Below are 26,991 nucleotides of genomic sequence, written 5' to 3' on the forward strand. Positions count from 1 at the left end.
GATAAATGAATATCCTGTAAGCTCTGAACGCTATCTGAACGAAATGCATATGAACGCAGCCTCTCTTGCCGTAGGGTAAGGTATAACGACAAGTAAAACATCAAGATGTAAACTAATCCCTGATATTTTTATCTCTTCCGCGCCATGTTTTCAGAAAGTTTATCAGGTCAGAATCTGGCTTTTCTGGTAAAGTAACAAGTAGTCTCACCAGTAAATCACCTGGTTTTGTTTTATTCTGTACGCCCTTACCTTTTAGGCGTAGTACATTCCCACTATTTGCACCGGCAGCAATATTCAAAGATACTTCGCCTGAAGGCGTTGGCACTTTCACGCGACCACCTTCCACAGCCTCAACAATAGAAATATTCAAATCCATACGCACATTGTTCCCAGTGCGTTCATAGACGGGATGACTACCTACATTAATCTCGACGAGCGCATCTCCAGGGTTCATTCCGCCAGGTCCTGGTTCCCCCTGACCTTTCAATCGCAACACCTGCCCTGTTTCCACACCAGCAGGAATATTCACACTCAAAGAACGCCCATCAGCCATGCTCACGCGTTTGCGTGCGCCATTGACCGCGTCTAAGAAATCAACATCTAACTTATAGCGAACATCAGCGCCTTTTTGTGGGGCAAACCCAGCTCCTGCTCCGCCACGTGCGCGGCCGCCTTGGCCAAACATCCCACCAAACAAGTCTTCAAATACATCTGGACCGCCCCGTGCTCCGCCAGCGCCATGAAATCCGCCAAAACCTTCAGCTCCAGGATGGCCTTGGAAACCATGTGGTCCGCCGCGTCCACCTCCAAAACCACCACTTCTAAACTGCGGTGCTTTTTCATTTCCGTCGGCGTCAATTTCTCCGCGATCATATAGGGCACGTTTATTTGGATCAGATAGGAGCGAAAACGCTGCACTCATCCGTTTAAACTTCGTCTCCGAAGCTTTGTCATTTGGACGCACATCAGGGTGCAGCTCTTTTGCAAGCTTGCGGTAAGCCGTTTTGATTTCTTTGTCGCTCGCAGACTTGCTCACGCCCAATACAGCATATGGATCCCAGCTCAACGTCAAATTCCTTTACTTCACTCTAATCCTTGGAATTAGACATGAAACGAACAAAATGGAAGCTCTACTCTTTAAATCGTCACCACGATAGTTTGCACATGCCCTGCAATCCCGTCAAAGCCCAATTGAGAGACTTCTATTATTATCTGTCCACCATTGGGAAAGTCATGCATAATTTGCGCCGCTGGATATATAGTATTCGATATGTCTGTCTGCCACATCCGGACGAGATTTTTTTCGTCAAAAATTTGCACACGATAAACTTCTGGATATTCAGAAAATTGCTCCGTATTACCCCATACATCGCCGCCAATACGGGCTTTTCCAATCCAACTCAGCTCTAACCCATCCGTCGTCATTTTGGAATTTAAATGGCAGGGTGGCCATTGCAGAAAAGCGCTTTTTTGCCAGACAAATTTTCCATGACGCATGAAGTCTGATGGTACGCCTTCACCTCCCGCTCGCCATATAAGATCCAACCCGAACTCTTGGTCTTTCAACTCTATTCGGGTCTCCTGTCCATTTAGGAAAATAACCTGCGCACCAATCTCAGCTCCTAATTTCGAAGCAGAATCACTTCCCTGCTGCGCCCGTAAGAATCGACTCACCTTATATTTTCCAACGCCGATAAGTTCAGCATATTGAAATTGCAAAACCTCCCAACCCTGTAATGTCTCTACCAAAAGGGCATTCGCGCCATTCAACACTGCAAGCTCAGACACGCTATCCAATTGCCCCTGCCCAATCTGTATCTCCACACTTTGCGCGAACCAACGTCCATTCTCTCCCGCTGGAAGGGCCGTTAGCAAGCGTCCCATTACGCTTGGCTTTTGAATACGCGCACGCTCACTCAACAAGCTCTCATCAGCACCCATCTTCAAAACCACGGGACCACTCCAAGGTTTTGCATAGGCAAACACGAGCGGACGTGCATCTAATTCCTCATCAGGTAAAGGCGGACCATCTACTATAACAATATGGGGTCTTCCTGACGGGGAAATCACCTCTTCTTGGATCGGCACCACACCTACATTCATCTCAATATTGTTCTGTCTGTGACGCACCAATTGTAAGCGCCGCAAATCACCATCATGCAGCTTCTCAACTCGCCACACACCCTCATCACCTTCAAGTGATAAAAGGTCCCCACATTCATACCTCAGATCGCCAAGACTAAGTGTAAGCTTTGCTGATTCATTCGCATCCAGCGACAACTGCCGAAACCGTTCAGCGCATGTCCCAGCTTGGCTTGCATCCAGCACCAAAGGCAAAGACACATCACGTATAGCCAGCCCAGCCCTGCCATCACTAGACACGACGCCAGACTGATAAGCATTCCCTGCATCAATAAATTTCAAGCGGATGGAAGCATCAAACGCCTCCATTGATTGGCGCGATGTAAACGCCCCGTGAATGGAACTTCCCCCATCTAGCGCATATTGCTCTTTATCAAGCTGTCTGACTGGGTCGTTCACATTGGAAAATACAAGCCCCGATTCACTTTCAACACAGTTCATTTCATAGGCAAGCTTAAGAGGTTCTAGTCCATCCCGCAAACTCATCGGACGATCAATCCCATAACCACTGACAATGCCCTGCAACTGTGCACCGTTAAGCGCTATAGCACTGCGTCCCGCTAAATCGGTCACAACATCTTTGAGTAAAGCCACCCCAACACGCCCATTCAACCAATGGCCAAATGTCCAATTGTCACCATCGCCCCAAATATCACTTCGTGTTGGCCAGTGCGGAAAGGGCCGCGCATCCCACGCCCATATAGAAATACCATCCCCATCCAAGATTGGGTCATTGCGCCAATATTCGCAGAACCCCTCAATAACGTGGCGTTGCACCACATCATCTCGTGCTCCTGAAGAATTATATGGCAGGGCATTCTCCGAACTTTTAGGATCATAAAATACATTAGGTTGATTGGGCCCCTTATCCACCGCCGGACACCCAAACTCAATAAACCGCAATGGTTTCTCACCCGCCACCCAACGTGTGGGCGCTATCGCACGCACACCGCCTACACGTGGATAATGTAAATGCCTGTGCCAGTTTCGAATATCTTTTTGGCGATACACCCACGCCTCCCCATACCCCGCATCTGTGATAGGCGTTCTTATCTGATTTAAGCGATCCTCTGCATTGGCGTAATACCAATCATAGGCTTCACCACCCTCAATATTTTCCGATAAGTAGGCTGAATCATATATGTGCGACCAGCCTGCCAACGCATCTAAATGTGTATTCCCATTGCGCCAATCTGCCATAGGCGGATACCAGTCCACACCGATGAAATCGATATCCGGACTCGCCCATAAATCATCCAATGGAAAGTCCGTATCATTCCGCCCATCTTGCGGTACATATGCGCCATACTCCGTCCAGTCCGCCGCATAGGAAATCTTGCAGGAAGCGCCCACCATCAAACGCACTTGTTCTGCCAGTGATATCCAATGGTTTGTTGCAGGATAGGTCCCCCGCGCAGACCGAACGCGTGTTAATCCCACCATCTCGGCCCCTATCAAGAAAGCATCCACTCCGCCGGCACGCCGCGCTAGGTCTGCATAATGCAGAATAAACCGCCGATACCGCCACGCATCACTGCCCTGATACTGATTTCCATCGAAATCAGTCGCCAGGGTATCGCCAAAGAATGCATCCACCTCCAGCTGCGCCTGCGCACTCATTTCCGCCCCTTGGGAACACGTTATCCGTCCCCGCCAAGGGAAAGCTGCTTGTTCCTCACTTCCGTATGGGTCGGGCAACCCATTTGCAGGCGGAACATCCATGAAAAGGAATGGGTATAACGTCACCCTAATCCCGCGCTGTTTTAAAGCAGCTATCGCTTGCAATACGGATGCATCATCTGGCGTCCCTCCATAGCTCGAACGCCCTAGATTATCTTGGCTAATCAGATATGCGTGTTCGCGATTTTGCCCCGCAACGTGCCATTGCAAAGGGTAGGTTTCCTTGTCTGCAATCTCCACCCCCGGACGAATGAGGCATTCCCCACAGCGCAAATCATTCCCAAACCACCCTATGATGAGGTTTACATGCGCCAGATTCGGCAATTCTGCCATTGCCTGTTCTAGCGACGCTATGAAGTTAGACTCTCCCATCCCATTATGCATGTTTTCAGGGGTTTCTTCCCCTTCGCGTATAACCCGCCTTACAATATCGGTTGCATACGCAAACTCACCCGACCCCGGGATCATATTTACCGATGTAATAGCCTCTTCCATACGCGGCACATCATTCTCATCCCGCGCCACAGGCCGCATCACTTCAAAGGATAGTTGCGGCATACGCATACCAAAGGCATCCAGCGGCAAATCTTCAAAGACCACATAAGCAAGCCCTCTAAATGCGGGCGCTTCAGTCTCTACAGCTTCGATCAAAGCATCGGCGGCTTGGTCTTTTCCTCCCGTATGCACGCGCCAATTGACCTTGGATAAATCCATCAATTCTCCATTAGCCCATATGCGAGAAACACGAGATATCTCTCCCTCACACAGCCCAACAGCAAAGCTCAGAGAATAGGCGTAGCTTGTATGGCTTGGCCCGCCCTTACCACCTTCTTTAGTCGCCTTCTCCTTAAACCGTGCTGCCCATATAACGTTCCCGCCGACACGCATCCGGCCATAGACATTTGGAATACTCGCACCTTCGCGGCTTTCGGTTACATGAATATCGCTGACACGTGGCCCTTCAGTGCGTGGCGCAAGCAGATATGAATCCACTGCCGCTCCCGCAACAGAGCCAACAAACTGACCGATAGCTGCCCCTGAAACTTGCTGCCCCAACACGGAGACACCATTGGGCAAAAGAGCCGAGCCGGCGGCTTGACCTATGGATGAAAAAACGAGTTGAGCCATGCGCCGCCCCTATGTTAAATTGGTATGATCAAAATGGGGTGTTTCGGGAAACGAAAACGCCCCACCTACACGTCGCTTCCACCACAAACCCATATGTGTTTCGACGACAGCGCGTCCCCAATAGGCATGAATAATTTTCACAGCGCTCCCATCGTGCGCCTCGGTGATAATCGCAGCGTGTTTCATCGGTGCGCCAAGCCCCATTCGGAACAATAAAACATCACCTTCATGCACCCTCCCGATTGGCACCTCCGTTAAATGGCGGCGCGCTGCGTCCAGAAGTGTTTCTTCGCATAAGTCTTCTGCCCAATTGGGTGTATAAGGCGGCGCTCTCTCAGGCTCCTCGCCGATCACGCTTCGCCACACACCCCGCACCAACCCAAGGCAATCACACCCAACATGCAAACAACTTGCTTGATGTTGATATGGCGTACCCAACCATTTGCGTGCTTCATCCACGATATCCTGACGCGGCAACATTAGCGCTTGCCTCCATCATTCACACCATTTGCAGATGGTCCCGCCAATATCGCGTCCATTCCGGGTAAAAACGGGAACCCTTGAAAATTAAGATGATTGGAAAATCGATCCCGACACATTGCGAAACTCTTGTCGCAAACTTCCCCCTCATGGGCGTGCACATCTACACCGCATCGAGCGTCACCAAAGTCAGCATCACATTGGCGCGTATAAAGCCGCCCTATGCGCATTTCCAACTTTGCCTTAGCCGACACCAGATCGACCCGAAACGCGTCTCCTGAACGTGTTACATCGCCAATAAAGCCAGACCACACAAACGCCTTCATGTCTGGATACATCCAATCTACCCGCCACACATCAACCTTTGCGCCATCCCACACCCCCGCAAGCAAGTCAGCCTGCGTTACAAAGTCAGCCGATAGGGCGCTATCTGCACTTACGCCCCCAGGGGCCAGCCCTGCATTGCTCACAAATTCAACCCCGCTCAACGCACGGTCAGGCAGATAACGCACCCCCTCCACCACTAATTCACGGTCATGATCGGTCGCGCCGAAAACGTGCCCATCTTTACGTTCAAATTTCCAGCATAGGCATAGCGTCGCAACGCCCGATTTTAACCGGACGGCGAAGTCTTCTTCTAAATTTTTCATTGTCTTTTTCGCTTAATCAATCAGCTCAATAATAGGCGCGGATACCACGCGCCCTGCGTTCAAATGATCCAACGACACAGCCAGTGTATCTGTGTCGAACCGCGCATGCAGATCAAATTCAAACCCCGCTGACACCACATCTCCCTGCGCAGGTGCCTCGTCAAACTCAATCGCCTTTAAGGCAGCGTTAAACCGCCATCCTTCGATGAGGTTTGTATCGCCGGCATTAACAACAACACGTCCATCCACAGGCTTAGATATACTGCGCAACACGGTTTGGCCGCCGCTTTCATATCGTTTCACCAATGGAAATACTGTTTGCACGCCATCACCTACGCCCAACGCTTGATCTAGCGCTGAAACCTCTTGCATTAATGGGCATGACTTCCAATCGGTGACATCGCGAAACCGAAAGGAATATAACCTGCCATGCCGCGCTTCAAAAAATGCTGTTAATTGCTCTAGGTCTGCAAGTGATTGTACGCCACCACCCACATCCCACCGTCTACGGCTACCGGCCCACATCCCGTTACGAAATTCCCTACCAGACGCCAATTGCGTAACCTGCGTGCGCCATTGAGGACCACCCGCTGCCCCCAATGCAAACGCCATAGGCAGGCTCACATCATGAAAACCGCTCATATATATCGGCTCCCTTGCTGCAGAATACGCGTCAACTCAACGGCAAACTGTGCATCGGAACTGCCGCCATTGTTTGCATTCCCACCGACACCTCCCCCCAGACCTTGCGCTAAATTTTGCGATTGCATGCCTGCCAATATCTGCTTAAGCACCAGCCTTCCCATATCCAGTGCAATCTTTTCAGCCATATCCTTAAACTCTAACTCTCCCTGAGCTAACGCACGCGTTATTTCTGCTCGCATACGTGCTCCTGCTTGCGTCATTAGCGCGTCGATTTCTTCATTTTCCATCACGGCTACTCCCCAACCATTTCAAAGCTAATCGCGCCCGCCGAGCGAAGCGTAATTGCAAAATCCAACTCTCCATCTTGCGTTCCACCGTAGCGAAGTTCACTAATTAAAAACGGGCCACGCAACGTCGCATAATCAGGAATGAACAATTCAAAATCTGGCGTTTCCCTTCCAAAGAAAGCTGCACTCAATCGCGTATCCGCCGCGCTATCGACAAACACACCCTCCCCAGAAATATCGAGCGATTTTTCTCCAGCACCTGCCAGCAATTCACGCCATCCTAAGACAGACTCCACAGTTGTTGACACGACGCCAGCCGATACAAATTTGATTTCACGTTTGCGTAATCCAGCAAGTGTTTCATAACTTTGCGTCGTATTTTCTTTGCGCACACGCACAAGCAAATCACGCCCCTTTTGGGCTGTCATATTTTCGCCTCCAGATTTAATTAATTAAGAAAAATACTAATTGAGACAAAACGTGCCTTGTCGCTTCCGACAGCTTCACGTTAGTCTGACACCCATAAGCTGGGAGGAGCAAAAATGCGTCCAAATGAATTCGTCTACACCATCTACCTGAACGCCACGCCTCAAAAGGTTTGGGATACCATCACAGAGAATGATGGCCCACGCGACTGGTGGTCAGACACACACATGCTTTCAACGTTCAAATCAGGTTCAACAATCGTATTTCGCCGTGCTGAAAATGATGATGTGCAGGGAGAAATTCTGGAATCAGAAGCTCCACATAAACTCGTTCACACTTTCCGCGTCGGTGGCCATGGCCCCATGCATGATGAAGGCGTCTCACTGGTGACGTATGAAATCACCACCAATGGCCCTTCCACAATGTTGACGATCAAACACCAAGGCTTCCCTGACGATTCAGCCGTACGCAAAGGTGTCTCAAAAGGTTGGCCTGCCATTTTGTGTTCAATGAAATCCTTCATCGAAACAGGCAAAGCCCTGCGTTATGCCGATTGGGGTGACCGTATCGAACAATCAAAAACACAAAAAGAAACGCAAGAAGATAGTGAAAAAGAAAGCAATTTCACAATTATCTAACGCACTATTGCAAAGGTGTTGTGCGAAGTTTCAAACGCACAACACCTTTAAATGTTTGCCCATCACGTAAACTCAGCACATCAGAAAACGCCACATAGCACCACACCAGCTTGTGTCCTTCCAGCGACATATCCGCATTCTCCAATACAGATAACACATCGCCCATTGCCTCGCGCGCGCCATTGCGTCCAGCCCAGCGCGTCATGATGTGCAAATCAATCACATGATCTTCAATCTGCACTTCGCATCCATGTGCAGGCACAACCTCATGGCGTGCAATCACCATATAGGGATATAGCGGTTTTGCTCCGCCTACCTCATCCAGAACACGCGGCACATCTCCAAAAACACCCCGCACCAACGCATCTCCACGCAGATGCGCCAATAATGCCTGTCCAAGCGCACCAGCACTTCCAACCATCCCAGCATGGCTCATAGCGAAACCCTCCGCCATGGAGCCAACAAAACAGCCACCTCCTTAGAGAGATCAACGCCACCTTCTCCGCGTTGATAAGCTTGCGCCGCGAGCATTTTCACAGCCAACTTCAGATCAGCGGGCACATAGCTTTCGTCAGCACCAAATCCTGCCCTCACCACGATTTCAATCTGCCTATCTTGATAGGGCAATACCGCGCCGCGAAAACGCAGTACATCTGGTCGCCCTTTCTGCAATGTAAACCGATGTGTGAGGTCTTCCCCGTCCACATGCACAGATACCAAGGAGGATACTGGTCCAATCGGCAAATCTATCTTATGGGCATAGCGCCGTGAGGGCGGCCAACAAGGCAAGCTTAGTTTCACCGTCCTCTCAACCAGACACACACCCGTTTCCGCCTCCACGCGATTACGCGCCGCAGCGATGAGTGAGGCCACTGCCATATCCTCACCTTCAAAATCAATGCGCAAAAAAGCCTTGCCTGCTTGCACAGAAACAGGCTCGCTCGCTGGCTCTGCCAACGTCGTGATATACATTTGAATTTCCTGTTATTTTTGTTACACTAAACCCGTAGTCACAAGGTCAACATCGTGGCGACCTGACTGCGGAGGCTATGCAGATGATCTCCACATTCACACCTCTCACCCTCTTTCTCGCCAAAGCGATCGGAGGCTATATGGTGCTTGCAGGCTTATCGGGCCTTACGTCTCCCCATCGCTGGGAAAAATTGCTAGAAGATATGCGTACAAGTACAGCCCTCACCTATGTCACAGGCGTGCTCGTCTTTGCCTTGGGTACAGTCATGGTTTACGTCCACACCTTTTGGACAGATCCGCTCGCCATCATCATTTCCGTCATTGCATGGGCCACCTTAATTGAAGGCGCGTTATTCATTGCGATACCAGAGATTTTCCTAAAACTCTCCGTTTCGCTTTTGCGCCCGTCAGCTTTCAAACCCTTTGCAATATCCGTAATAGGGTTTGGCTTAGTTCTGCTCACTTGCGGCTTTATCGGCGTTGCCGGCACCTTGTCTGCCGCCTAAACCACCCCCACGCATGTGTGGGGGTGATAAGCAATATGAACGCACCTAAAACGTCATCACTTTGATTGCGTCAAAATTCTGTACGCCGCCGCCAACGCGTTTCGTTGTATAAAACAACACATATGGCTTTGCAGAATAGGGGTCACGCAACACACGCGCACCTTGGCGGTCCACGATCAAATAGCCTTTACGGAAATCACCAAACGCAATCGCCGCATTCCCCGCGCCAATATCGGGCATATCTTCAATCTCGGTGACGCCATATCCCATGATACTCGCCCCTTCTCCATGCACACCCGGACGCCAAGCATATTGCCCATTGCTATCCTTTAACTTGCGCAAATCTGACAATGTACGCCGGTTCATCACAAAGCGCCCATTCGCGCGAAATTGCGCCTTTGGTGCGTAGATTAAATCAATCAATGCATCCGCAGGTGCCGTTGCAGAAAAATCACCCGATGCACCTGAAGATACCGACCCAATCTTGCCCCATGCATGGCTTGCATTGTCCTCAATGCTATAGCTCAAAAAGCCCTTAGGCTTGTTCACGCCATCCCCCGTGATGAAGGCAGCACTTTCTTGCGCTGAAAACGCAGTCTCCACCTCATCGGCAAGCCATTCATCAATGTCGGCATAGGCATCATCTAGCAATGTCTGTGTAGCGGCAGGCATGGCATAAAGCTCTGCTGCTGGAAATTCTAACAATTCCAACTCCGGTGATGTTGTCTGTCCGCGTGCGGCGGTTTCTCCCGCCCAACTTCCTTGTGTTCCCATTCCAACAGGCTTTTTAAACACCATTGCCGATGTTTGGCGCACGCTCGCTATCTGACGCATAGGACTTGCCGCCTGCAATCGCGCTTCAATTAAGCGATCCAGTTCCGCAGGAGCCACATACCCACCTTGCGCATCAGAGCCTTGGCTTAAAGCCTTCGTATCCAGCCGCGCAATTCCGGAATCATCTCCCGACCGCATATATCCATCCCACGCGGATTTATGCTCAGTATTTGAAATTTGATCCAATCCGCTTTTACCTACCGCCGGACGCGATGCATCTAGGCTAATGCGATCAAGACGTGCTTGTTGTTTATCCAGTGCAGCTTCAATACGCCCGAGCTTTTCATCAAAGAGAGGGTCCGCAGCGCCGCGCTTTTCAATATCTGCCAATCGCGCATCATTTGTCTCTTTAAGCGCTTCAAACGCTGTCATGATTTGGGCAGAGACCGCGCGCAAATCCTCATTTGCACCCACATTCGTGGCTGCACCCATTTTCGTTTCCAATGTCATGAATAATCCTTCGATTAAGTCTTTTCAGAATGGCCTAAATTAGACACACCCCACACAACGACTATGCGCACAAACGCCCATAGCCTTAGGCCGCAAGCTTGCGCCTACGTCCCTAAATCTTTTGTTTTTCGTGGTCTCTAACTCGCGCTATACGTCTTGGCGCGGTAGCAATCTTTCGCCAAATGCCAACCCGCCAGCAATCACGCCAAACCCGACGATCAACACCATAAGCGCCCAGAAAATTTTACCCAAAATAGATAAAAACACCCAAGCTCCCACAAGCGCCAAGACGCCCATATAAGCTTGCTTTTTCGTCAACGATATTTTGCTTTTGCCAAACTGAATTACAATGCGGTTTTTACCCTTGGGAAACACACGCAAAATACGTTTTCGCAATAAGTAAAATACAATGCCCGCCAGCATCAAAAAGAAGACGAGCTTTAAATTCACACCCATGAGCTGAAGCACAAGCAAACCAATCAAAGCGACAGGCAATACTATGCGCCAGTTTTCAATTAGAACTGACCAATTATATTGCTGTTTCTTCGCTGGCATAAAGTGTATCCGCTATGGTTAATGACCGCCTTGTATTCGCATAAAACCCTCAAGCGAACAACTGCACTTACTCACTTACGATTGCGCACATTCAGCCACACTATCGTCATTAGCATGAGCGGGATAATTATCAGCAAAATATTCGAGATCATGTCACTCTTTCAATTTCATCAGGACGCAAGGTCAACACTTCAACCCCCGTCTGTGTCACGGCGACCGTATGCTCAAATTGAGCTGAAAGTTTACGGTCTCTCGTCACCACCGTCCACCCATCATCCTCTGTGGACACAAAACGACTTCCCAGATTAAGCATAGGCTCAATTGTAAAAACCATCCCCTCACGAAGTTTCAACCCCGTCCCGCGCTTTCCATAATTAAGCACTTGGGGTTCCTCATGCATTTCACGCCCGATACCGTGACCACAATAATCGCGCACAACCGAACAGCCATTTTTCTTCGCATGGTTAGATATCGCAAACCCAATATCGCCTAAAGTGGCACCAGGGCGCACTTGCTCAATCCCCTTCCACATCGCCGCTTGCGCAATCCGCACGATCCGCCGCGCAGCCGGTGACGCATCTCCAACCACGTATGTCTTACTTGAATCAGCGATATAGCCATTTTTCTCCAGCGTAATATCAAGATTGATAATATCACCGTCCTGAATAACCTCTTTGGTACTCGGCACACCATGACACACGACATGATTGATTGAGCAATTCAGCACATATTTAAAACCATATTGCCCCTTGCTCGCCGGACGTGCATCCAAATCATCAGTGATAAAACGATCTACCAGATCATTGACCTGCATAGTCGTCATGCCCGCCAGCTCTATTGTGTCCAGCATACTAAACACCGAAGCCAGTAATTTGCCCGATATACGCATAAGCGCAATTTCGTCTGGAGTTTTCACCATATCAAGCAAGCTCTGCGTCTACAGGCTGAAGCACTGCCGCATCCAATTGCATCTTCACAATATCATTGAAAGATAAGGTCGGGTTAGCTTCTGCAAGCATCCCGATTTTCATCCAAAACTCAGCTTGCGCATTGATGGATCGACACATAACAGCGCTCGCACGGCGCACATCTTCATGCAATTCTTCGTCAATTTTCACAATGCCCATACTGCGCCTCCAATATCCATGAATATACGAAACGTATACGCTTCATATATCCTTGCGTCAATATCGCTCAAGCCGCCAACTGCCCGACCGCTCCAACAACACAAAACCTTGCCTTGGGAGCCATCGGTGTTGTCACAAGCGACACCTCTCGCAGATCCACCTTGCTCAACACACGCCCATAAGCACCAGCAGGTTTCCAATCGCCCGCGATAAACCCAATCGACAACCCATCCAGCAGCTTATTCGCCATTAGTTTAGCCGCCATTTTTCCCGCCGGAAGCGTTGGATCAATCAATCCTCGCATATACAATCCCTTGCCATCTTCGCGTATGCGCGTCCAATAGCCTGCCACCTTCCCGCCCTTGTGTTGAAGCAGCATTGGCACATTCTCATTCACTCCAGAGATAGACCGCGAAAACGCACCCGCACGCACAATGTCGCCTGCTAAATCCGCCTCCCCAAAAATGCTCGCATAGCCTTCAATCAATATAGGCTCATTCATGGGCGCTCACCTTCGCTTCAATCCGGTCAAGCTGTCGGCGCGCTGCTGACATTTCCGCCTCCAACCGCGCCAAACGCTCACCAATAGGGCGCTGCGCCACAAGCTGTCCTTCAACCGATTTTAATCGCTCTGCGGCTGCCCCCGTCCACACCAAGGCCGCCACCAATTGCATACCAATGGCAAACACCACGCCTAGTGTCAGTTTCCGATCAAAACTCATGCGCCACCCTCCTTGTTGCTATCCAATTCTCGCGGAGGCAGTCCAGCAATTGCGCGCTTTTCTTCATCATCCAGAAAACTGGCATTCTCCAGCCGCGCCCATAATGCATCGCGTTCACCCGATAGCGCCGAAACGCTCTCTAAATCAGGTCGCAAACTCACCCCTTCTTGCGCCCGCACAGACAGCCAGCTCGACAAACTCCGCCCCGCCTTCTCCACCAATGGCAACACCGTCAGGCGCCAGAAAGCCATGTTCGCTTCCTTATAGTTTGAGTATGTATTATCGCCAGGAATCCCCAACATCATGGGCGGCACACCAAAGGCCAGCGCAATCTCCCGCGCTGCATCATGGCGCGCAGCGATAAAGTCCATATCCGCAGGCGTCAGGCTCATTGGCTTCCATTCCAAGCCGCCCTCCAGCAATAGCGGTCGCCCCGCATTACTTACGCCCGTATGCAAGTCTTCCAGCTCACTTTTCAGGCGCGTAAATTGCTCTGTCGTCAGGCGATCACCGCCCTTGCCATATATCAACGCCCCCGAAGGCCGCGCCGAATTATCAATCAACGCCTTCGCCCACGCTGCCCCTGCATTATGCACGTCCACAGCCTTACCCGCAGCTTCTAAAGGCGATAGCCCCTCATAATCATCAAGCGGATGAAACAGCTTAAAGTGCAGCACAGGCGACCAACCATCCGCTGCGCGCATAAAGCGTTTCACATGCCGGCTTTGCTGCGTCTCCACCTTGTAATTCCACCCCATAGGCCAGCCATGCGTCCCCACAATCGGACTGATACGATCAGGCCGCAGCGCATAAATCTGGCGCGGCAATTCGCGCTCTGCGCCATCATCAAGCATCACACCATGTAGATACGCATTGCCACTGGTTTGCAGATGCCCATAAAAAGCCTCCATCAACTCAATACCCGATTGCTCAGGGTTAGGGTTATCCAGCAAAGTTAGCGCTTTTTCACCGCTTGGCGTTGGCGCATCCAATTGCCACCGCACACCCGCCGCCGCTTCAGCAATCAAGCGCACACAGCGATACCCAATAGCATTATTCAACATACCTTCGCGCGCCAAAGCCCGCTTATCACGCGTCCACCGCGCACTGCCCAGTTGCGACAAGGCAACAAAAGGCGCACCCGAAGCTTTCGCCTCGCGCGTTTTCCATGGAAACATAGAATTTTCCTTTGATTAAAACAAAATGCTTTTTATACTCTGAGAAAGCAACTTAAGAGATAGTATATTTTCAATATATTAGAGCCGCAAAACAGTATTTCTGATCCGAGGTCTTCCAATGGTTATGGAACAATTTTTAGCTGCTAAAGCAGCCGTTGAAAGCTTAAACCAAGGCATAGAAATGCTTAAAACATTCGAAGAAGTAAAGGATGCAAACAATTCAGCGACTTTACGTTTCGACTTAAATCGAAAGATACTTGAAGCCCAACAATACGCGTTAGAAGCTCAACGAGAACAACTCAACCAACAAACAAGAATATCTGAACTTGAGCAAGAAATTGCTCACTTGAAAAGTTGGGAAAACTTTAAAGAAGACTACTCGTTGGAAGAGGTTTCCAAGGGGACATACCTTTACGTATCCAAAGAGAATTTTAGTCCTGAAATTTGGTTATGTCCCAACTGTTTTGAACGCGCTGCTAAATCAATCTTACAAGCCAATGGCGCAGGAGTTCAAACTTACTACCACTCCTTTAAGTGTCCTAATTGTCAAGAAACCTACAACGTATCTAGACATACTAGGCCAGGAAATTGGAAGCAAACTAAACCCACCTAATCCTAGGTGGTAATTTCACTTTCTCCAACAACAAAACCGTCACCGCCCACACCAGTGCATCCACACGGTCTGGCGAGCCGTTTGCAGCGTCTGAACCAAACACGCACATCTGATCTTCCAGCGCTGGAAAACTACCCGCATGGGCCATTTTCCCTTGCGCATAAAGCGCCGCTACAGGCCCCGCCCGCGCACGTTTATTCAATCGCGCATGCACTAATCGCACAGGCGAGGTGCAGCCTGCCATCTCCAGAACATCGCGCACCATTTCGCCGCCCTGATTGGCTTCGGCGATGATCTCAACACTGCCGCACTCGCCCGCCAATTCTTGCGCTAAACTCACCGCCCGCGCAGCCCAATCCAGCGGCCGCAATCCCTGTACAGAGGCATCAGCAAGCACCACACCTTTGCGTTCCGCCAATTGCCCTACAGCCACGATACCGCACATATCCGCTTTCGCGCCATTGCTCGCAGGAGGATCAATCGCCACAACAATACGTTGAATTTCATCCATTTTCTTAACGGTACGATAAGTATCAATTTGCGAACGCACCCACAATGCGCCCTGCGGATCATCAATCAATTCGCCATCAATCTCTTGGCGACCTAGTCGCGTGCCGCCATAGCTTGCTTGCACAGCCTCCAGAAAACTTGGCGCTAGATTATGCGCATTTTCCAGCGTACTTGCGCGCGTTACAACCACATTTTCGCTGCTTACGAGCTTGCGAATAAGCGGCGTTGGCCTTGGCGTGGTGGTGGCGCAAATGCGTGGATTATCTCCCAGCCGCAACCCAAACATCAGCATGTCCCAGCTTGTCGAAGCCCGATGCCAAGCGCCTATTTCATCGCCCCAAGCTGCATCAAATTGCGGCCCCCGCAAACTGTCAGGATCTTCCGCCGAGAACACAAACCCTTCCGCGCCATTGGGCCATTCCAGCCGCCGCCGAGACGGTGAATATTGCGGCCTCTCATCGGGTGCCCCAATATTGCGTAACCCCGATGGTCCTTCAATCATCACTTCGCGCACATCGCTTAAAGTAGGGCCCACTAAAGCAATGCGCTTTTTGCCATGCTCATATATTTGCCGCCGCACCCATTCTGCCCCCGCCCGCGTTTTGCCAGCGCCGCGACCGCCCATATAAAGCCAAATGCGCCAATCTCCCTCAGGCGGCCATTGGCTTTCTCGCGCCGCAAGCCACCATCTATATTTGGGAAGAAGCTCATGCTCTCTCTGCGGAAATAGGGAGACCAGCGCTTGCAAATGCTGACTTTGTTTCTTCTTCTCCAACAATGATTTCCAAATGCTGGAAAAGCTCTTCCCGCAATTCATCCAATGTAGGACCGTTTGCGTCAGTTCTGTCTTGTTCTCGATCTGCGTCATGCATTTTCTTGCCTGCTTGTTTCTTATCAGAGCCAACCTGTCCCAGTTGCTCAATGTCATTATGAAGTTTCACAAATGCGCCCAAGGTTTTGAGACGCTTATTGCAATCTTCTAAATCACCTCGCAAAAGCTCAGTTTGAGCCGCGAATAGAACGCGCTTAAGTTTGATATTGAGAAGCTGCGCCCTGCTCGCGCCGCGCTCCCATCCAAACCGCACCTTCCAGCCCGCTATTTGTTGCGGTGTCACACCATAGCGCTCGGCCATTTCTAAACACGGCACATCTGCGCGATAATCATATTCCCGCGCTAACCATGCTGGGTCATCGGGTTGATTCATACTCACCTCTATTATTTGGGGTTTTCTTCCAGTTTGCCCAATATAGAGCCGCTTACTGCTAGGTCGGATTTCTGGCGTAGTTTTCTGGCAAACCCGCTGACTTAGCTGTGTTTTTTATGTCTCGCTTTAGGGATAAGGCGCAATCTATCCAACAATCCCTCTGTTAAAGCGTTTACCTTAAGCATAAAACGTACACACAAACGCCATGAATCAGGCTTAGATGGCAAAACATCTTGACCATATATAAACCTGCAAGACTGTAGGTAGAGACCAATTAACCACGCAATTAGATAGCTGATACATTACACATGGCAGGCTTTAGAGCAGACAAACTCGCAGCATCAGACAAATCCCGCTCAAACCTCCTGAAAGGTTTGGCCATTGCGGCAATGGCTGTGATCGTCACAATCGCTCTAACAGGCGCGCTATTGTGGAATACTTTATTTGCTCAAATGCCCACCCTGCCATCGAAGGCTGAATTATGGTCGATGAACCGTGAACCCGCCATCGAATTCCTTGATGAAGAAGGCAATACCCTTGCTGTGCGTGGCCCGCGTTATGGCAATATCATCGCACCTTCAGATTTACCGCCACATGTCATTCAGGCATTTTTATCCGTGGAAGATCAACGTTTTTATAAGCATACGGGCGTCGATCGCTGGGCTATTTTGCGGGCCGCCCTCGCCAACTGGCGCGCAGGTGAAACTGTGCAAGGTGGCTCGACCCTCACCCAGCAATTAGTCAAAAACCTCTTCCTAACGTCTGAACGCACTTTGCGCCGGAAAGCACAAGAAGCACGCCTCGCTTCTGAGCTAGAACAGGTTCTTTCTAAAGAAGAAATTCTCGAACTCTATATAAATCGCATCTTTCTTGGTTCCCGTAGCTATGGGCTGGATGCGGCTTCTGAAACCTATTTTGGCAAATCCCCCAAAGAGCTAACTGTCGCGGAAGCTGCGCTGATTGCAGGTCTACCACAAGCGCCATCACGCTATTCGCCTTATTCCAATATGGACCTTGCGATTGAACGCCGAAACCTCGTCATAAGCCGCATGGTGGACAATAACTATATCACCCCTTCAACAGGTGAGCGCGCTCAAGCTGAACCCATCACATTGGTTGAAGAAGATTATGATCCACGCATGGGCTATATTCTGGATGAAGCAACAGCCCAAGCGCACACTTTTTCCGTCAGTAAAGATGTACCAGACCTTGTCGTTACCCTTACAGTAAACCCAAAATTACAAGCTAAAGCTTCTGACCTTTTAGTCGCCAAGCTTGATGAAATTGGAGAGTCCAAAAAGATCGACCAAGGCGCGATTTTAATTATGGATAAACAAGGCGCTATCCGTGCAATGGTGGGGGGGCGCGATTATGCACAAAGCCAGTTTAACCGTGCTACACAAGCCATGCGCCAACCTGGTTCTGCATTTAAAGCCTTTGTCTTCGCTGCTGCCCTTGAAGACGACCTACACCCTCAAGATGTGCGCAGAGATGACCCGATTTCCATTGATGGTTGGAAACCCAAAAACTATGGCGGCGGATATCGCGGTCCAGTAACGCTGTCTGAAGCTTTTGCAAAATCACTCAACACAGTTGCCGCAAGCCTTGGCCAAGAAGTCGGCATGGAAAAAGTGGTCAGCCTCGCTTCACGCTTTGGCGTCTCTGCCCCACTCACAACTTTCCCATCTGTCGCACTGGGTTCAGATGAAATTCCCCTTTACGATATGACCCGCGCCTATGGGGTTTTCGCCACGGGTGGCAAACGGTTTGATCCTTGGCTTATTAAAGAAGTGCGCAATTCACGCGGCGATCTTCTCTTCGAACGCCAAACCCCAAAGCCTTTGTCATTATATAGTGATGCTAGAAACCGCGAAATGATCTCCATGATGAGCCGCGTTGTCATCGCCGGAACAGGAAAAGCTGCACGTTTGGAAATGCCAACCTCTGAAACATCTTCTCCCCAATCGGTCCAATATAGAGATGTGGCTGGAAAAACCGGAACAAGTCAGGATTGGCGTGATGCCCTCTTTATCGGTTTCACAGCAGACTATGTTGGCGGTGTCTGGGTCGGCAATGATGACGACACACCCATGAAAAATGTGACCGGCGGAGAGACACCTGCCCAGCTATGGCATGACATCATGCTAATAGCCCATGAGAACCTTCCAGCAACTCCCCTACCAGGCGCAGAGAAGGCCATCACCATAAGTGCAGCAGAAGAAGAAAAATTGGCCTATTATCGCTCCTTATCTCAAGCCTTCGCATCCATCGAAAAGCAATAGACGATAAACTTATCCGCCTCCATTATCTGATAAGTGCGATAAAACCCAGATCATGGCTTCACGGATAGCCAACTCCCCGCTATAGAGCGCCCATGTCTCAAGCTCCTATTGCCACTCTTCGCAATGTCCAGCTCACGCTGGGCGGTGCACCTCTCTTCACTGGTGTTGATCTATCCCTATCTGCGGGCGAGCGTATTGCGCTTGTGGGCCGCAATGGTGCGGGTAAGTCCACACTTATGCGTATTTTCGCAAGCGCACTTGAAGCAGATTCAGGCGATATCTGGAGACAACCCGGCGCAAGCCTTCAATATCTCCATCAGGAACCAGATTTCACCAATTATCCTACAGCACTTTCATATGCAGCAGCAGATATTGATGAGACAGAATTGTACATGGCCGAGATGGAATTGGACATGGCAGGCCTTGCCCATGATGTTGATCCTTCAACGCTTTCCGGTGGTCAAGCAAAGCGCCTTGCACTCGCCCGCGCCTTCGCGTCAGACCCAGACATTCTGCTCCTAGATGAGCCAACAAACCACCTTGATGTGTCAGCAATCGAAGAACTTGAAGGACGTATCAGCGGCTTTCGCGGCGCAATCTTACTTGTTAGCCACGACCGTCGCTTTATGGAAAACACCACAACGGCGACCGCATGGTTGCGCCAAGGTATCGTGCGCAAAATTGACCGTGGTTACAAAGCCTTTGATGAGTGGGCTGAGCAAGTTGAAGCCGAAGAAGAAAAAGCTTTAGATCGTCTTGAAACAAAGCTAAAAGCTGAGAAACGCTGGCTTCTGCGCGGTGTAACAGGCCGCCGTAAACGTAACCAAGGCCGCCTTACAAAAGTAGCCAATATGCGCGCTGAACAAGCCGAGCGCAAAACCAACATCACCCAAGCAAACACAACCGCCAGCATTATCTCAAATGATGCCGCGCCCTCATCTAAACTTGTGTTTGAAGGTATCAATATCCAGAAGTCATTCGACACACCAACTGGCAAGAAAGTCATCGCAAAAGACTTTTCAATCAAGATCATGCGCGGTGCACGCCTTGGCCTTGTGGGCGGCAATGGTGCGGGTAAAACCACCCTTCTTAAAATCATGCTCGGCGAGCTAGAGCCCGATGAAGGTTCAGGCCGCGTTCGCATCGCGCAGAACCTAAAAATCGCTTATTTGGACCAAACCCGCCAGACACTTGATGGCGATCACACCCTTTGGGAAACACTTGCCCCAGATGGTGGAGACCAAATCATGGTCCGCGATTATCCACGCCACGTCGCCTCCTATGCCAAAGACTTCATGTTTGGCCCTGAGCAGCTACGTCAGCCCGTTTCAGCCCTCTCAGGTGGGGAGCGCAACCGATTAACTCTCGCGCTTGCTCTGGCCAAGGCATCCAACCTTATGGTGCTCGATGAGCCGACCAATGATTTGGATATGGAAACACTAGATCTGCTCGAAGACATGCTCATGGATTATGATGGCACGCTCATCATCGTATCGCACGATCGTGCTTTCCTAGATGGCGTCGTCACCTCTGTCCTAACACCTGAAGGCGATGGCCATTGGCTAGAAACACCAGGCGGCTATTCTGATTATCTGATCCAGAAAAAACATATGGCTGATCAGAAGAAGAAAATCGCTCAAGCAAAGAACAATCAATCCAACACATCAAATTCGCAAAAGAGCAGCAAATCTACCAATAAACCCTCTGCGAAACTGACCTATAAAGACCAGCACCGCTTTGATGAATTGGAAAAACTTATCCCTAAGCGTGAAGCCGAAATCAGTCAGCTAGAAACAGACCTCGCAGAACCTGACCTCTTCACAAAAAAGCCTGACGAATTTCATAGCAAAGCCAAAAGACTTGATACAGCCCGCGAGGAATTGGAGAGTTTTGAAATGGAATGGCTAGAGCTAGAAGAAAAACGTTCCCCTACGTCATAGCCCAATTTGTGCAATCAGCACTCTACCAAACGCTGTAATTGATCTGATTACGTGTAAAGTGTTTGTTTGATCCCACGATTTATTAACCCTCTAATGATAGCGTCTTTGGTGAGATTTTATTCCAAAGGGGCTTTTAGGAATGTCAGTAGATCACTCGAAATTTGCCAAACTCATGGATTTGGCGAAAGAAACATCCAGTGAAAAACGGCGCGATCTGCTACGTGAAGTCACCGATGTTTTCCTTCAAGATGAGACCGCCGAGCGAAGCGAAGCTGAATGTGCAATGTTTGATGAAATTATCGGTGCAGTCGCCACTGATATGACCGAACAAGTACGTATGGAATTGTCACGCAAAGTTGCTGTATCAAAGTCCCCTCTTCGTAAAACAGCACGCCGCCTTGCAACAGATTCAATCCGTGTCGCTGAACCCGTTTTGCGTAAGTCCACAGCGTTGACAGATGAAGACTTGGTCCACATCGTCAACACCACCGGACAAGATCGCCTAATGGCCGTTTCAAAGCGCGAAAAGCTAGGCTCAACAGTATCTGCTGCGCTTGTGAACAAGGGTGAAGATAAAGTCGTTGTCTCACTTCTCGAAAACGAGACAGCTGAAATTGACCGTGAAACATATGAAGTCGTAACCGAACGCGCCATGACAAGCAAAGTGCTTCAAGCGCCTCTCGTGCGTCGTAAAAACGTACCGTTAGACTTGTTGAACAATGTGTACCATGTCGTTGAAAAGAAACTACGTGATCAAATCATGGCCCGTTTCGACTCTGTCTCAGAAGCAGAATTGAATGCAGCTTTAGAAGCTTCACGACACCGCCTGAATGTTGCCTATGGTAAAGAGCCAGAGGACATGGACAAACAGAAAAAATGGGTTGAAGCAGAAATTGAAGCAAACCGCCTCACACCGCCTCACCTCGTGCAGCAATTGCGCAATGGTGAGCGTGCACGTTTCTTTGCAAGCTTTGCCTACTTTACGCATGTACCGCTCGATACAGTTTACCGTATCATTGATCAAAAGGATGTGGACGCAATGGCTATTCTTTGCCGCGCTGCTCACTTCCCCAAAGCCCTATTCTCAACCCTCGCAATGCAAATTGTTGGCGGTGAAAATGGTGTTGCAAAAGCTAAAGAATACTCAGACATGTATGAGCAAGTTCCTTTAGCTGCTGCCCAACGCGCTGTACGTTTCTGGAAAGTCAGAAGCTCAGCAGCTAAGGCTGCCTAAAGATTTTTTTCAAATGAACCAAACAATAAGCCGTCTTTGCTTAAAACGCTGAGACGGTTTAACCGTCCCCACCGTCTTCAGCACCCGCATTCATTCCGGCGCTTGAATCACCTTTCAAACTACGCATTTTACTGACGTTTTCAGATAATGTTGGCGGGTGAATAACTTCGGGCGGCTCTTGCTGTTGCATGTAGAGTGTACGGCTTGGGAACGCAAAGCTCGTGCCTGCACTCTCCACAATCTCAATCAGTTTCAAGGCAAATTGCTCTTTGTGTTCAAGCCATTCTGTCCAGATTGTCGTGTGCGTGAAACAATAGATTAGAAAGTCAATTGAGGAATCATTGAACGAATCCACATGCACAAACAACGTCGCTTCTGGCGGTTTTGCAAATGCATCATTGGTATAAAGGTACGCTTCAATCTCATCACGAATATAGCGCAACTGCTCTGTGGTTGTGCGATACTCCACCCCGATCACCCATTTGATACGGCGATGCGTCATGCGTGAATAATTGACCACAGCATTGTCGGAAAAGCTCGCATTCGGGACATAAACAGGCGCTTTATCGAAACGGCGCACCAGCGTTGAACGGAAGTTTATTCTTTCAACTGTTCCTTCTACCACGCCATCTACAGCGATCCACTCGCCCGGCTCCATGCGTTTTTCAACAAGGATCAAAATACCTGAGATCAAATTCTTAAATAAGTCTTGTGCACCCAGTGCAACAGCCACCCCGAAGATACCAAGCCCCGCGAGAATTGGGCCAACTTGAATGCCCCATATTTCCAAAATTGCAGCCGCTCCAACGAACACACAGACAAGCTGCAAAGATTTGGCAATCCAATCCACAATCGCAGGTGATAGCGTGTTGCGTAGCCCCGTAAACAAGAAGGAAAACGCACCAACAGCGCGGTTAAGTGTCCAGAAAATTGAAAACGCCACCAATGAGCGCAACACCTTATCGACGATTAGCTGCAAGCTTTCATTCAGCTCAATCACTTGAGATGCAGCATAAAAACCCACGATAATCGGCACCATTTTCAACGGTGCCGCAATTGTTGTTACAAGCGCATCATCAAGATTGGTTTTCGTTCCCGCTGCTGCCCGCGAGATGCCACGTACAACTGTTCGGGCAAATATTCCCCGTATAATCAAGGAGAAAAGTATAATTCCCGTGGCAATGATTATGTCGCCATATGTCAGGCCAAACGCCCCTTCATGCCAAATGCTGTCTAGGTATGCGATACCATCTTGCACTTGTGTGGGAAGTTCACTGACAAAACGTTCAAACATAAATCAAGCCTCATTCAATTGTTTGGCAGATATCAACTCCACCAATAAATCTGCGCAAAAGAGCTTAGAATTCGCCGCTTAGGTCAAGGGGCGTATGCCTGCTAATTTCCCGCAAAGTCTTTAAACCTTCAACATATGGCATCCGCATGACAATACTTGGGTAATATAGTCGTTAAATTACCAAATTTACGCCGCGCATTTTAAGCGCAATTAGCGTCAATACAGAGATTGAAATTGCCCAACCAAAACTCATTAGTGTGCCAACAATTATCATTTCAGACGCAGCATATTCTGCACGCCGATTATCATGATCGTCACTTTTGGCACCCGCAAATCGCAAAATTGATTTTGCCGCAATCAAAAACCCTACCCCTGTCGGCTGGCCAACCATAATCAAAAGATAAATAATGAAACGCTCCAACACGCCAATCATTGCGGGAGCGTTGGGCAAGCCTGAATACTTATTCTTCCGGCCCACTTCGAGCTTGGATTTTACCTCTGCTTCAAACTGCTTTTCCATGGGCAACATCGCTTTATGGATCACGATATCCCCCACGCGAACCGACAATATCGCGCCCAATATCAGCACTAATCCTGTGATCGCCATTTGCATATTTTCAGCCGATACAAATTGCCAAAAACTGCTTTCAAACGCATTCGGAAAACACCACACAAGGCCCACTAAAATTCCAATGTGAAGGCATTGGTCGAGCGTGAAACTTAACAAAGTATCCGGCAAATATCGGGTCTTAATGAAATCCATCACAAAATGGCTGACTCCAACTATGGCAAGTATACGCCAATCTAAAAGCCCGCTGATGGCGATCGTCGTACCCAAAACAATTGCGATATGCAAAGCCATGCCGACAAAGTGATGCTTGCGCTGAAGTAGCCATTTGGTCTGAAATACAAAATCCGCAAGGATATGCGCTGCAAACAGCATTATAAACAGTTCCAGCATACATCCCCCTCGCGCTTGTTCACTTTAATATCCATACAAGTGGATAGATGGGTTATCAACCTAACTTCCAACCAGAACACCAAAGCACAAAACAAGCGTTTTAGCTTGTTATTCAAAAGACAAGTGAATTCACTTGATTCAACATACACGAACAAAAGCAGGCGATTTAACCTGCTTTTCAAAATGCAGATGAATAAGCCTGCCCTATTCTAAAATAGTAAAATAGGCAGATATTCCATCACTTAACGCAGCGAAATGAGACGATACCAAGCTATCAGTAAAAGCCTGCGGAGTGATAGGTGGATCAAGTATTTCAGCTAATGACGCACGAGTTTCATCTACCCTTTGCATAGCAATATACGCGATTTGCGCCTGACGTGATGTCCAATCTGAAGCAATAGCAGAAACGCAAGACGTAATCCCCCAAAGACCAACACGTATTGCAGTTTCTTTTTCAAAATCACGACGAGCAAATACAATGTCCCGTGACCGAGACGTCATATTATCAAGAGTATGCCCAACTTCGCTAAAAACAGAACCAGATGATTTATCTAAACTATCCATGTCCAGAACATCATAATTGCCCACACCAATGGCAATTCGAGTTTGTGCAATGTTCTGATGCCGTAAAGCTGCATATATGGAGAGAGCAACATGTAACGAGGCCGAAGGCTTTTGAATTACCATTTGCCAACCATCTCCTCTAAAGAAAAATAATTGACTCAATCCAAAATGTGGAAACTTCTCGCGAAGCTCATCGCATGTATTCGCAATGCAATCCTTGACGTTTTGCAATTCTTCCGGCGTCAAACGGGAAGATTTGATAATGTCACCCGCAAGAACTGCAATCATGCTTTAAGCCAATCTTTCCTTCGTCGCAGAGAATTTTATATCAGGATTTTTCTCTGCCACATACCCTACATCCCACGCATTTTTCCCAAGGAAAACAGGGGCACCGTCAATATCAGTTCCCACATTCATGCGGTTTTTCTCAAGGAATGCATCCAATTTGGCGGCATCATCCGACGTAATCCAGCGCGCTACATTATATAATGCCTGCTCAAAAACCACTTCCAGCTTATTTTCTGCAGCGACACGCTCTGCCATCACATCAATCTGCAAAGCCCCCACAGCTCCCACAATCATATCGGCTCCAATTGCGGGTGTAAAAAGCTGTGTCACCCCTTCTTCAGCCAGCCCTTCAAGCGCTTTGCGAAGGTGTTTTGACTTCATCGGATCGAGACACCGTGCACGTCGCAAGATCTCAGGCGCAAAGTTAGGGATCCCCCCAAACATAATGCTACCAGTCTCGGACAAGCTGTCACCCACACGCAAAGCACCATGGTTGGGCACACCAATCACATCACCAGCAAACGCATCATCAGCGATCTCACGGTCCTGCGCCATAAACATGACAGGAGAGGACACATTGAGTTGTTTCCCGCCTGTTGTCTTAAGCTTCATACCGCGCTTGAACTGCCCCGAAACCATTTTCAAAAACGCAATCCGGTCACGGTGGTTTGGGTCCATATTGGCTTGAACTTTAAAAATAAATCCAGAAACTTCTTTGTTTTCAATATCTACGACTGTATCCACACCTTTAACACGTGCCTTTTGCGCACGCGGCGGCGGTGCATAAGCTTTCAATGTGTCCAGCAACTCACGTACACCAAAGTGACGCAATGCTGTTCCAAACACGACCGGTGTTAAATGCCCTTCAAGGAAAGACTGATGGTTGAAGGGTACACAGATTTCTCTCGCCATTTCAGCCGCTTCGGAGACTTCAAGAAACTCTTCATCATCTAAATGTCCCTTAGTTGATGTTTCATCCAACGCCACGCGCGGTGCACCACCTACTTCTAGGGCATCTTTGGCAGTGCGCTTTTTAAACTTCAAAAACTCACTTGTAGTAAGATCAACCATGCCTCGGAAACGCTCACCCGACCCTTGTGGCCAAAACAATGGCGCACAGTCTAGCGCTAGCTTGTTTTGAATTTCATCAAGCATTTCAAATGGATCCACCGCTTCACGGTCCATTTTATTGATAAAAGTCACGATCGGAATATCGCGCAAACGACACACTTCAAACAGTTTCAAAGTCTGCGGCTCAATACCCTTCGCCGCATCCAACACCATGACAGCGGCATCCGCAGCGGTAAGCGTACGATAGGTATCTTCAGAGAAATCTTCGTGCCCAGGCGTATCTAGCAAATTAAATACGAGGTTTTCGTATTCAAATGTCATCACAGACGAAGCAACAGAAATACCACGATCCTGCTCAATTTTCATCCAGTCTGACGTCGTCCGGCGGCGTTCACCCCGCGCAGCAACCTGCCCTGCAAGACGGATAGCACCACCAGTCAAAAGAAGGTTCTCTGTCAGCGTGGTTTTACCCGCATCTGGGTGAGAAATGATGGCAAATGTCCGACGACGGGCTGATTCTTGAACGGGCGAAAGCGCCATAAGCTGTGTTCCTGCGGGAAAGTCTAAAACAAGCAGAACCCATTAAAGCAATCCGCGCCTTTTCGCAAA

General features: G+C 49.2%; 28 protein-coding genes. 6 read left to right on the forward strand and 22 right to left on the reverse strand.

Annotated features, from left to right (window positions below):
- Positions 1 to 112: 112 nt before the first annotated feature.
- The 7 genes from ACFQS8_RS04585 to ACFQS8_RS04615 form a co-directional block, all read right to left on the reverse strand.
- On the reverse strand, positions 113 to 1,066 hold the full coding sequence (locus tag ACFQS8_RS04585; protein WP_382166085.1) for a DnaJ C-terminal domain-containing protein: 954 nt from the start codon (positions 1,064 to 1,066) through the stop codon (positions 113 to 115).
- 71 nt (positions 1,067 to 1,137) lie between these two features.
- Positions 1,138 to 4,950 (reverse strand): baseplate multidomain protein megatron, encoded by a 3,813-nt coding sequence (locus ACFQS8_RS04590; protein ID WP_382166086.1) that lies wholly within the window; start codon positions 4,948 to 4,950, stop codon positions 1,138 to 1,140.
- Positions 4,951 to 4,959: 9 nt separating this feature from the next.
- Positions 4,960 to 5,430 carry a C40 family peptidase gene (locus ACFQS8_RS04595; RefSeq protein WP_382166087.1) on the reverse strand — a complete coding sequence of 157 codons (471 nt, stop codon included), beginning with the start codon at positions 5,428 to 5,430 and terminating at the stop codon, positions 4,960 to 4,962.
- Positions 5,430 to 6,080, reverse strand: a complete 651-nt coding sequence (locus tag ACFQS8_RS04600) for a DUF2163 domain-containing protein (RefSeq protein ID WP_382166088.1) — start codon at positions 6,078 to 6,080, stop codon at positions 5,430 to 5,432. The genes ACFQS8_RS04595 and ACFQS8_RS04600 overlap by 1 nt, the downstream gene beginning before the upstream one ends.
- Positions 6,081 to 6,092: 12 nt before the next feature.
- Positions 6,093 to 6,722 carry a phage distal tail protein, Rcc01695 family gene (locus tag ACFQS8_RS04605; RefSeq protein WP_382166089.1) on the reverse strand — a complete coding sequence of 210 codons (630 nt, stop codon included), beginning with the start codon at positions 6,720 to 6,722 and terminating at the stop codon, positions 6,093 to 6,095.
- Positions 6,719 to 7,012 carry a phage tail tape measure C-terminal domain-containing protein gene (locus ACFQS8_RS04610; protein WP_382166090.1) on the reverse strand — a complete coding sequence of 98 codons (294 nt, stop codon included), beginning with the start codon at positions 7,010 to 7,012 and terminating at the stop codon, positions 6,719 to 6,721. The genes ACFQS8_RS04605 and ACFQS8_RS04610 overlap by 4 nt, the downstream gene beginning before the upstream one ends.
- 5 nt (positions 7,013 to 7,017) lie before the next feature.
- Positions 7,018 to 7,440 (reverse strand): phage major tail protein, TP901-1 family, encoded by a 423-nt coding sequence (locus ACFQS8_RS04615; RefSeq protein WP_382166091.1) that lies wholly within the window; start codon positions 7,438 to 7,440, stop codon positions 7,018 to 7,020.
- A 114-nt stretch (positions 7,441 to 7,554) separates the two neighbouring features.
- Between ACFQS8_RS04615 and ACFQS8_RS04620 the strand changes: the two genes are divergently transcribed.
- Positions 7,555 to 8,076 (forward strand): SRPBCC family protein, encoded by a 522-nt coding sequence (locus ACFQS8_RS04620; protein WP_382166092.1) that lies wholly within the window; start codon positions 7,555 to 7,557, stop codon positions 8,074 to 8,076.
- 4 nt (positions 8,077 to 8,080) lie between these two features.
- Here the strand turns inward: ACFQS8_RS04620 and ACFQS8_RS04625 are convergent, their stop codons facing one another.
- Together ACFQS8_RS04625 and ACFQS8_RS04630 are read right to left on the reverse strand one after the other, a co-directional pair.
- Positions 8,081 to 8,512, reverse strand: a complete 432-nt coding sequence (locus tag ACFQS8_RS04625; protein WP_382166093.1) for a DUF3168 domain-containing protein — start codon at positions 8,510 to 8,512, stop codon at positions 8,081 to 8,083.
- Positions 8,509 to 9,048, reverse strand: coding sequence for a head-tail connector protein (locus tag ACFQS8_RS04630; protein ID WP_382166094.1), 540 nt, complete (start codon positions 9,046 to 9,048; stop codon positions 8,509 to 8,511). The genes ACFQS8_RS04625 and ACFQS8_RS04630 overlap by 4 nt, the downstream gene beginning before the upstream one ends.
- 83 nt (positions 9,049 to 9,131) lie before the next feature.
- Between ACFQS8_RS04630 and ACFQS8_RS04635 the strand changes: the two genes are divergently transcribed.
- Positions 9,132 to 9,554, forward strand: a complete 423-nt coding sequence (locus ACFQS8_RS04635; RefSeq protein WP_382166095.1) for a DUF2065 family protein — start codon at positions 9,132 to 9,134, stop codon at positions 9,552 to 9,554.
- A 45-nt stretch (positions 9,555 to 9,599) separates the two neighbouring features.
- Here ACFQS8_RS04635 and ACFQS8_RS04640 read toward each other — a convergent pair whose 3' ends face one another.
- The 7 genes from ACFQS8_RS04640 to ACFQS8_RS04670 form a co-directional block, all read right to left on the reverse strand.
- Positions 9,600 to 10,838 carry a phage major capsid protein gene (locus ACFQS8_RS04640; protein WP_382166096.1) on the reverse strand — a complete coding sequence of 413 codons (1,239 nt, stop codon included), beginning with the start codon at positions 10,836 to 10,838 and terminating at the stop codon, positions 9,600 to 9,602.
- 147 nt (positions 10,839 to 10,985) lie between these two features.
- Positions 10,986 to 11,393 (reverse strand): hypothetical protein, encoded by a 408-nt coding sequence (locus tag ACFQS8_RS04645; RefSeq protein ID WP_382166097.1) that lies wholly within the window; start codon positions 11,391 to 11,393, stop codon positions 10,986 to 10,988.
- 148 nt (positions 11,394 to 11,541) lie between these two features.
- Positions 11,542 to 12,312: a type I methionyl aminopeptidase gene (gene map / locus ACFQS8_RS04650; protein ID WP_382166098.1), complete on the reverse strand. Its 771-nt coding sequence runs from the start codon at positions 12,310 to 12,312 to the stop codon at positions 11,542 to 11,544.
- 1 nt (position 12,313) lies between these two features.
- Positions 12,314 to 12,520 carry a ParD-like family protein gene (locus ACFQS8_RS04655; RefSeq protein ID WP_382166099.1) on the reverse strand — a complete coding sequence of 69 codons (207 nt, stop codon included), beginning with the start codon at positions 12,518 to 12,520 and terminating at the stop codon, positions 12,314 to 12,316.
- A gap of 67 nt (positions 12,521 to 12,587) precedes the next feature.
- Positions 12,588 to 13,022: an HK97 family phage prohead protease gene (locus ACFQS8_RS04660; protein ID WP_382166100.1), complete on the reverse strand. Its 435-nt coding sequence runs from the start codon at positions 13,020 to 13,022 to the stop codon at positions 12,588 to 12,590.
- The gene (locus ACFQS8_RS04665) at positions 13,015 to 13,242 is read right to left on the reverse strand and encodes a hypothetical protein (RefSeq protein WP_382166101.1); all 228 of its coding nucleotides are present in this window, start codon (positions 13,240 to 13,242) and stop codon (positions 13,015 to 13,017) included. The genes ACFQS8_RS04660 and ACFQS8_RS04665 overlap by 8 nt, the downstream gene beginning before the upstream one ends.
- Positions 13,239 to 14,420 carry a phage portal protein gene (locus ACFQS8_RS04670; RefSeq protein WP_382166102.1) on the reverse strand — a complete coding sequence of 394 codons (1,182 nt, stop codon included), beginning with the start codon at positions 14,418 to 14,420 and terminating at the stop codon, positions 13,239 to 13,241. Before ACFQS8_RS04670 ends, ACFQS8_RS04665 begins: the two co-directional genes overlap by 4 nt.
- A gap of 118 nt (positions 14,421 to 14,538) precedes the next feature.
- Between ACFQS8_RS04670 and ACFQS8_RS04675 the strand changes: the two genes are divergently transcribed.
- Entirely contained in the window at positions 14,539 to 15,033 is a 495-nt protein-coding gene (locus tag ACFQS8_RS04675; RefSeq protein WP_382166103.1) for a hypothetical protein, read from the forward strand.
- On the opposite strand, the gene ACFQS8_RS04680 is transcribed toward ACFQS8_RS04675, so the two are convergent.
- Positions 15,020 to 16,318: a DNA-packaging protein gene (locus ACFQS8_RS04680; RefSeq protein ID WP_465262330.1), complete on the reverse strand. Its 1,299-nt coding sequence runs from the start codon at positions 16,316 to 16,318 to the stop codon at positions 15,020 to 15,022. The genes ACFQS8_RS04675 and ACFQS8_RS04680 overlap by 14 nt on opposite strands.
- Positions 16,251 to 16,748, reverse strand: a complete 498-nt coding sequence (locus ACFQS8_RS04685; RefSeq protein ID WP_382166104.1) for a hypothetical protein — start codon at positions 16,746 to 16,748, stop codon at positions 16,251 to 16,253. The genes ACFQS8_RS04680 and ACFQS8_RS04685 overlap by 68 nt, the downstream gene beginning before the upstream one ends.
- A 308-nt stretch (positions 16,749 to 17,056) precedes the next feature.
- On the opposite strand from ACFQS8_RS04685, the gene ACFQS8_RS04690 reads away from it, so the two are divergent.
- From ACFQS8_RS04690 to ACFQS8_RS04700, 3 genes are all read left to right on the forward strand, one after another.
- Positions 17,057 to 19,030, forward strand: a complete 1,974-nt coding sequence (locus tag ACFQS8_RS04690) for a transglycosylase domain-containing protein (RefSeq protein ID WP_382166105.1) — start codon at positions 17,057 to 17,059, stop codon at positions 19,028 to 19,030.
- 92 nt (positions 19,031 to 19,122) lie between these two features.
- On the forward strand, positions 19,123 to 20,970 hold the full coding sequence (locus ACFQS8_RS04695) for an ABC-F family ATP-binding cassette domain-containing protein (RefSeq protein ID WP_382166106.1): 1,848 nt from the start codon (positions 19,123 to 19,125) through the stop codon (positions 20,968 to 20,970).
- Positions 20,971 to 21,109: 139 nt separating this feature from the next.
- The gene (locus ACFQS8_RS04700) at positions 21,110 to 22,204 is read left to right on the forward strand and encodes a DUF2336 domain-containing protein (protein ID WP_382166107.1); all 1,095 of its coding nucleotides are present in this window, start codon (positions 21,110 to 21,112) and stop codon (positions 22,202 to 22,204) included.
- A gap of 58 nt (positions 22,205 to 22,262) precedes the next feature.
- Here the strand turns inward: ACFQS8_RS04700 and ACFQS8_RS04705 are convergent, their stop codons facing one another.
- From ACFQS8_RS04705 to ACFQS8_RS04720, 4 genes are all read right to left on the reverse strand, one after another.
- Positions 22,263 to 23,498, reverse strand: a complete 1,236-nt coding sequence (locus ACFQS8_RS04705) for a mechanosensitive ion channel family protein (RefSeq protein ID WP_382166108.1) — start codon at positions 23,496 to 23,498, stop codon at positions 22,263 to 22,265.
- Between the two features lie 172 nt (positions 23,499 to 23,670).
- Complete coding sequence (locus ACFQS8_RS04710) at positions 23,671 to 24,459, reverse strand: DUF3307 domain-containing protein (protein WP_382166109.1); 789 nt, start codon at positions 24,457 to 24,459, stop codon at positions 23,671 to 23,673.
- A 204-nt stretch (positions 24,460 to 24,663) separates the two neighbouring features.
- Complete coding sequence (locus tag ACFQS8_RS04715; protein ID WP_382166110.1) at positions 24,664 to 25,311, reverse strand: hypothetical protein; 648 nt, start codon at positions 25,309 to 25,311, stop codon at positions 24,664 to 24,666.
- 3 nt (positions 25,312 to 25,314) lie between these two features.
- Positions 25,315 to 26,922 (reverse strand): peptide chain release factor 3, encoded by a 1,608-nt coding sequence (locus ACFQS8_RS04720; protein ID WP_382166111.1) that lies wholly within the window; start codon positions 26,920 to 26,922, stop codon positions 25,315 to 25,317.
- Positions 26,923 to 26,991 lie beyond the last annotated feature (69 nt).

It is taken from the genome of Hirschia litorea (assembly GCF_042665075.1).
In the GTDB taxonomy this organism is placed as follows: domain Bacteria; phylum Pseudomonadota; class Alphaproteobacteria; order Caulobacterales; family Hyphomonadaceae; genus Hirschia; species Hirschia litorea.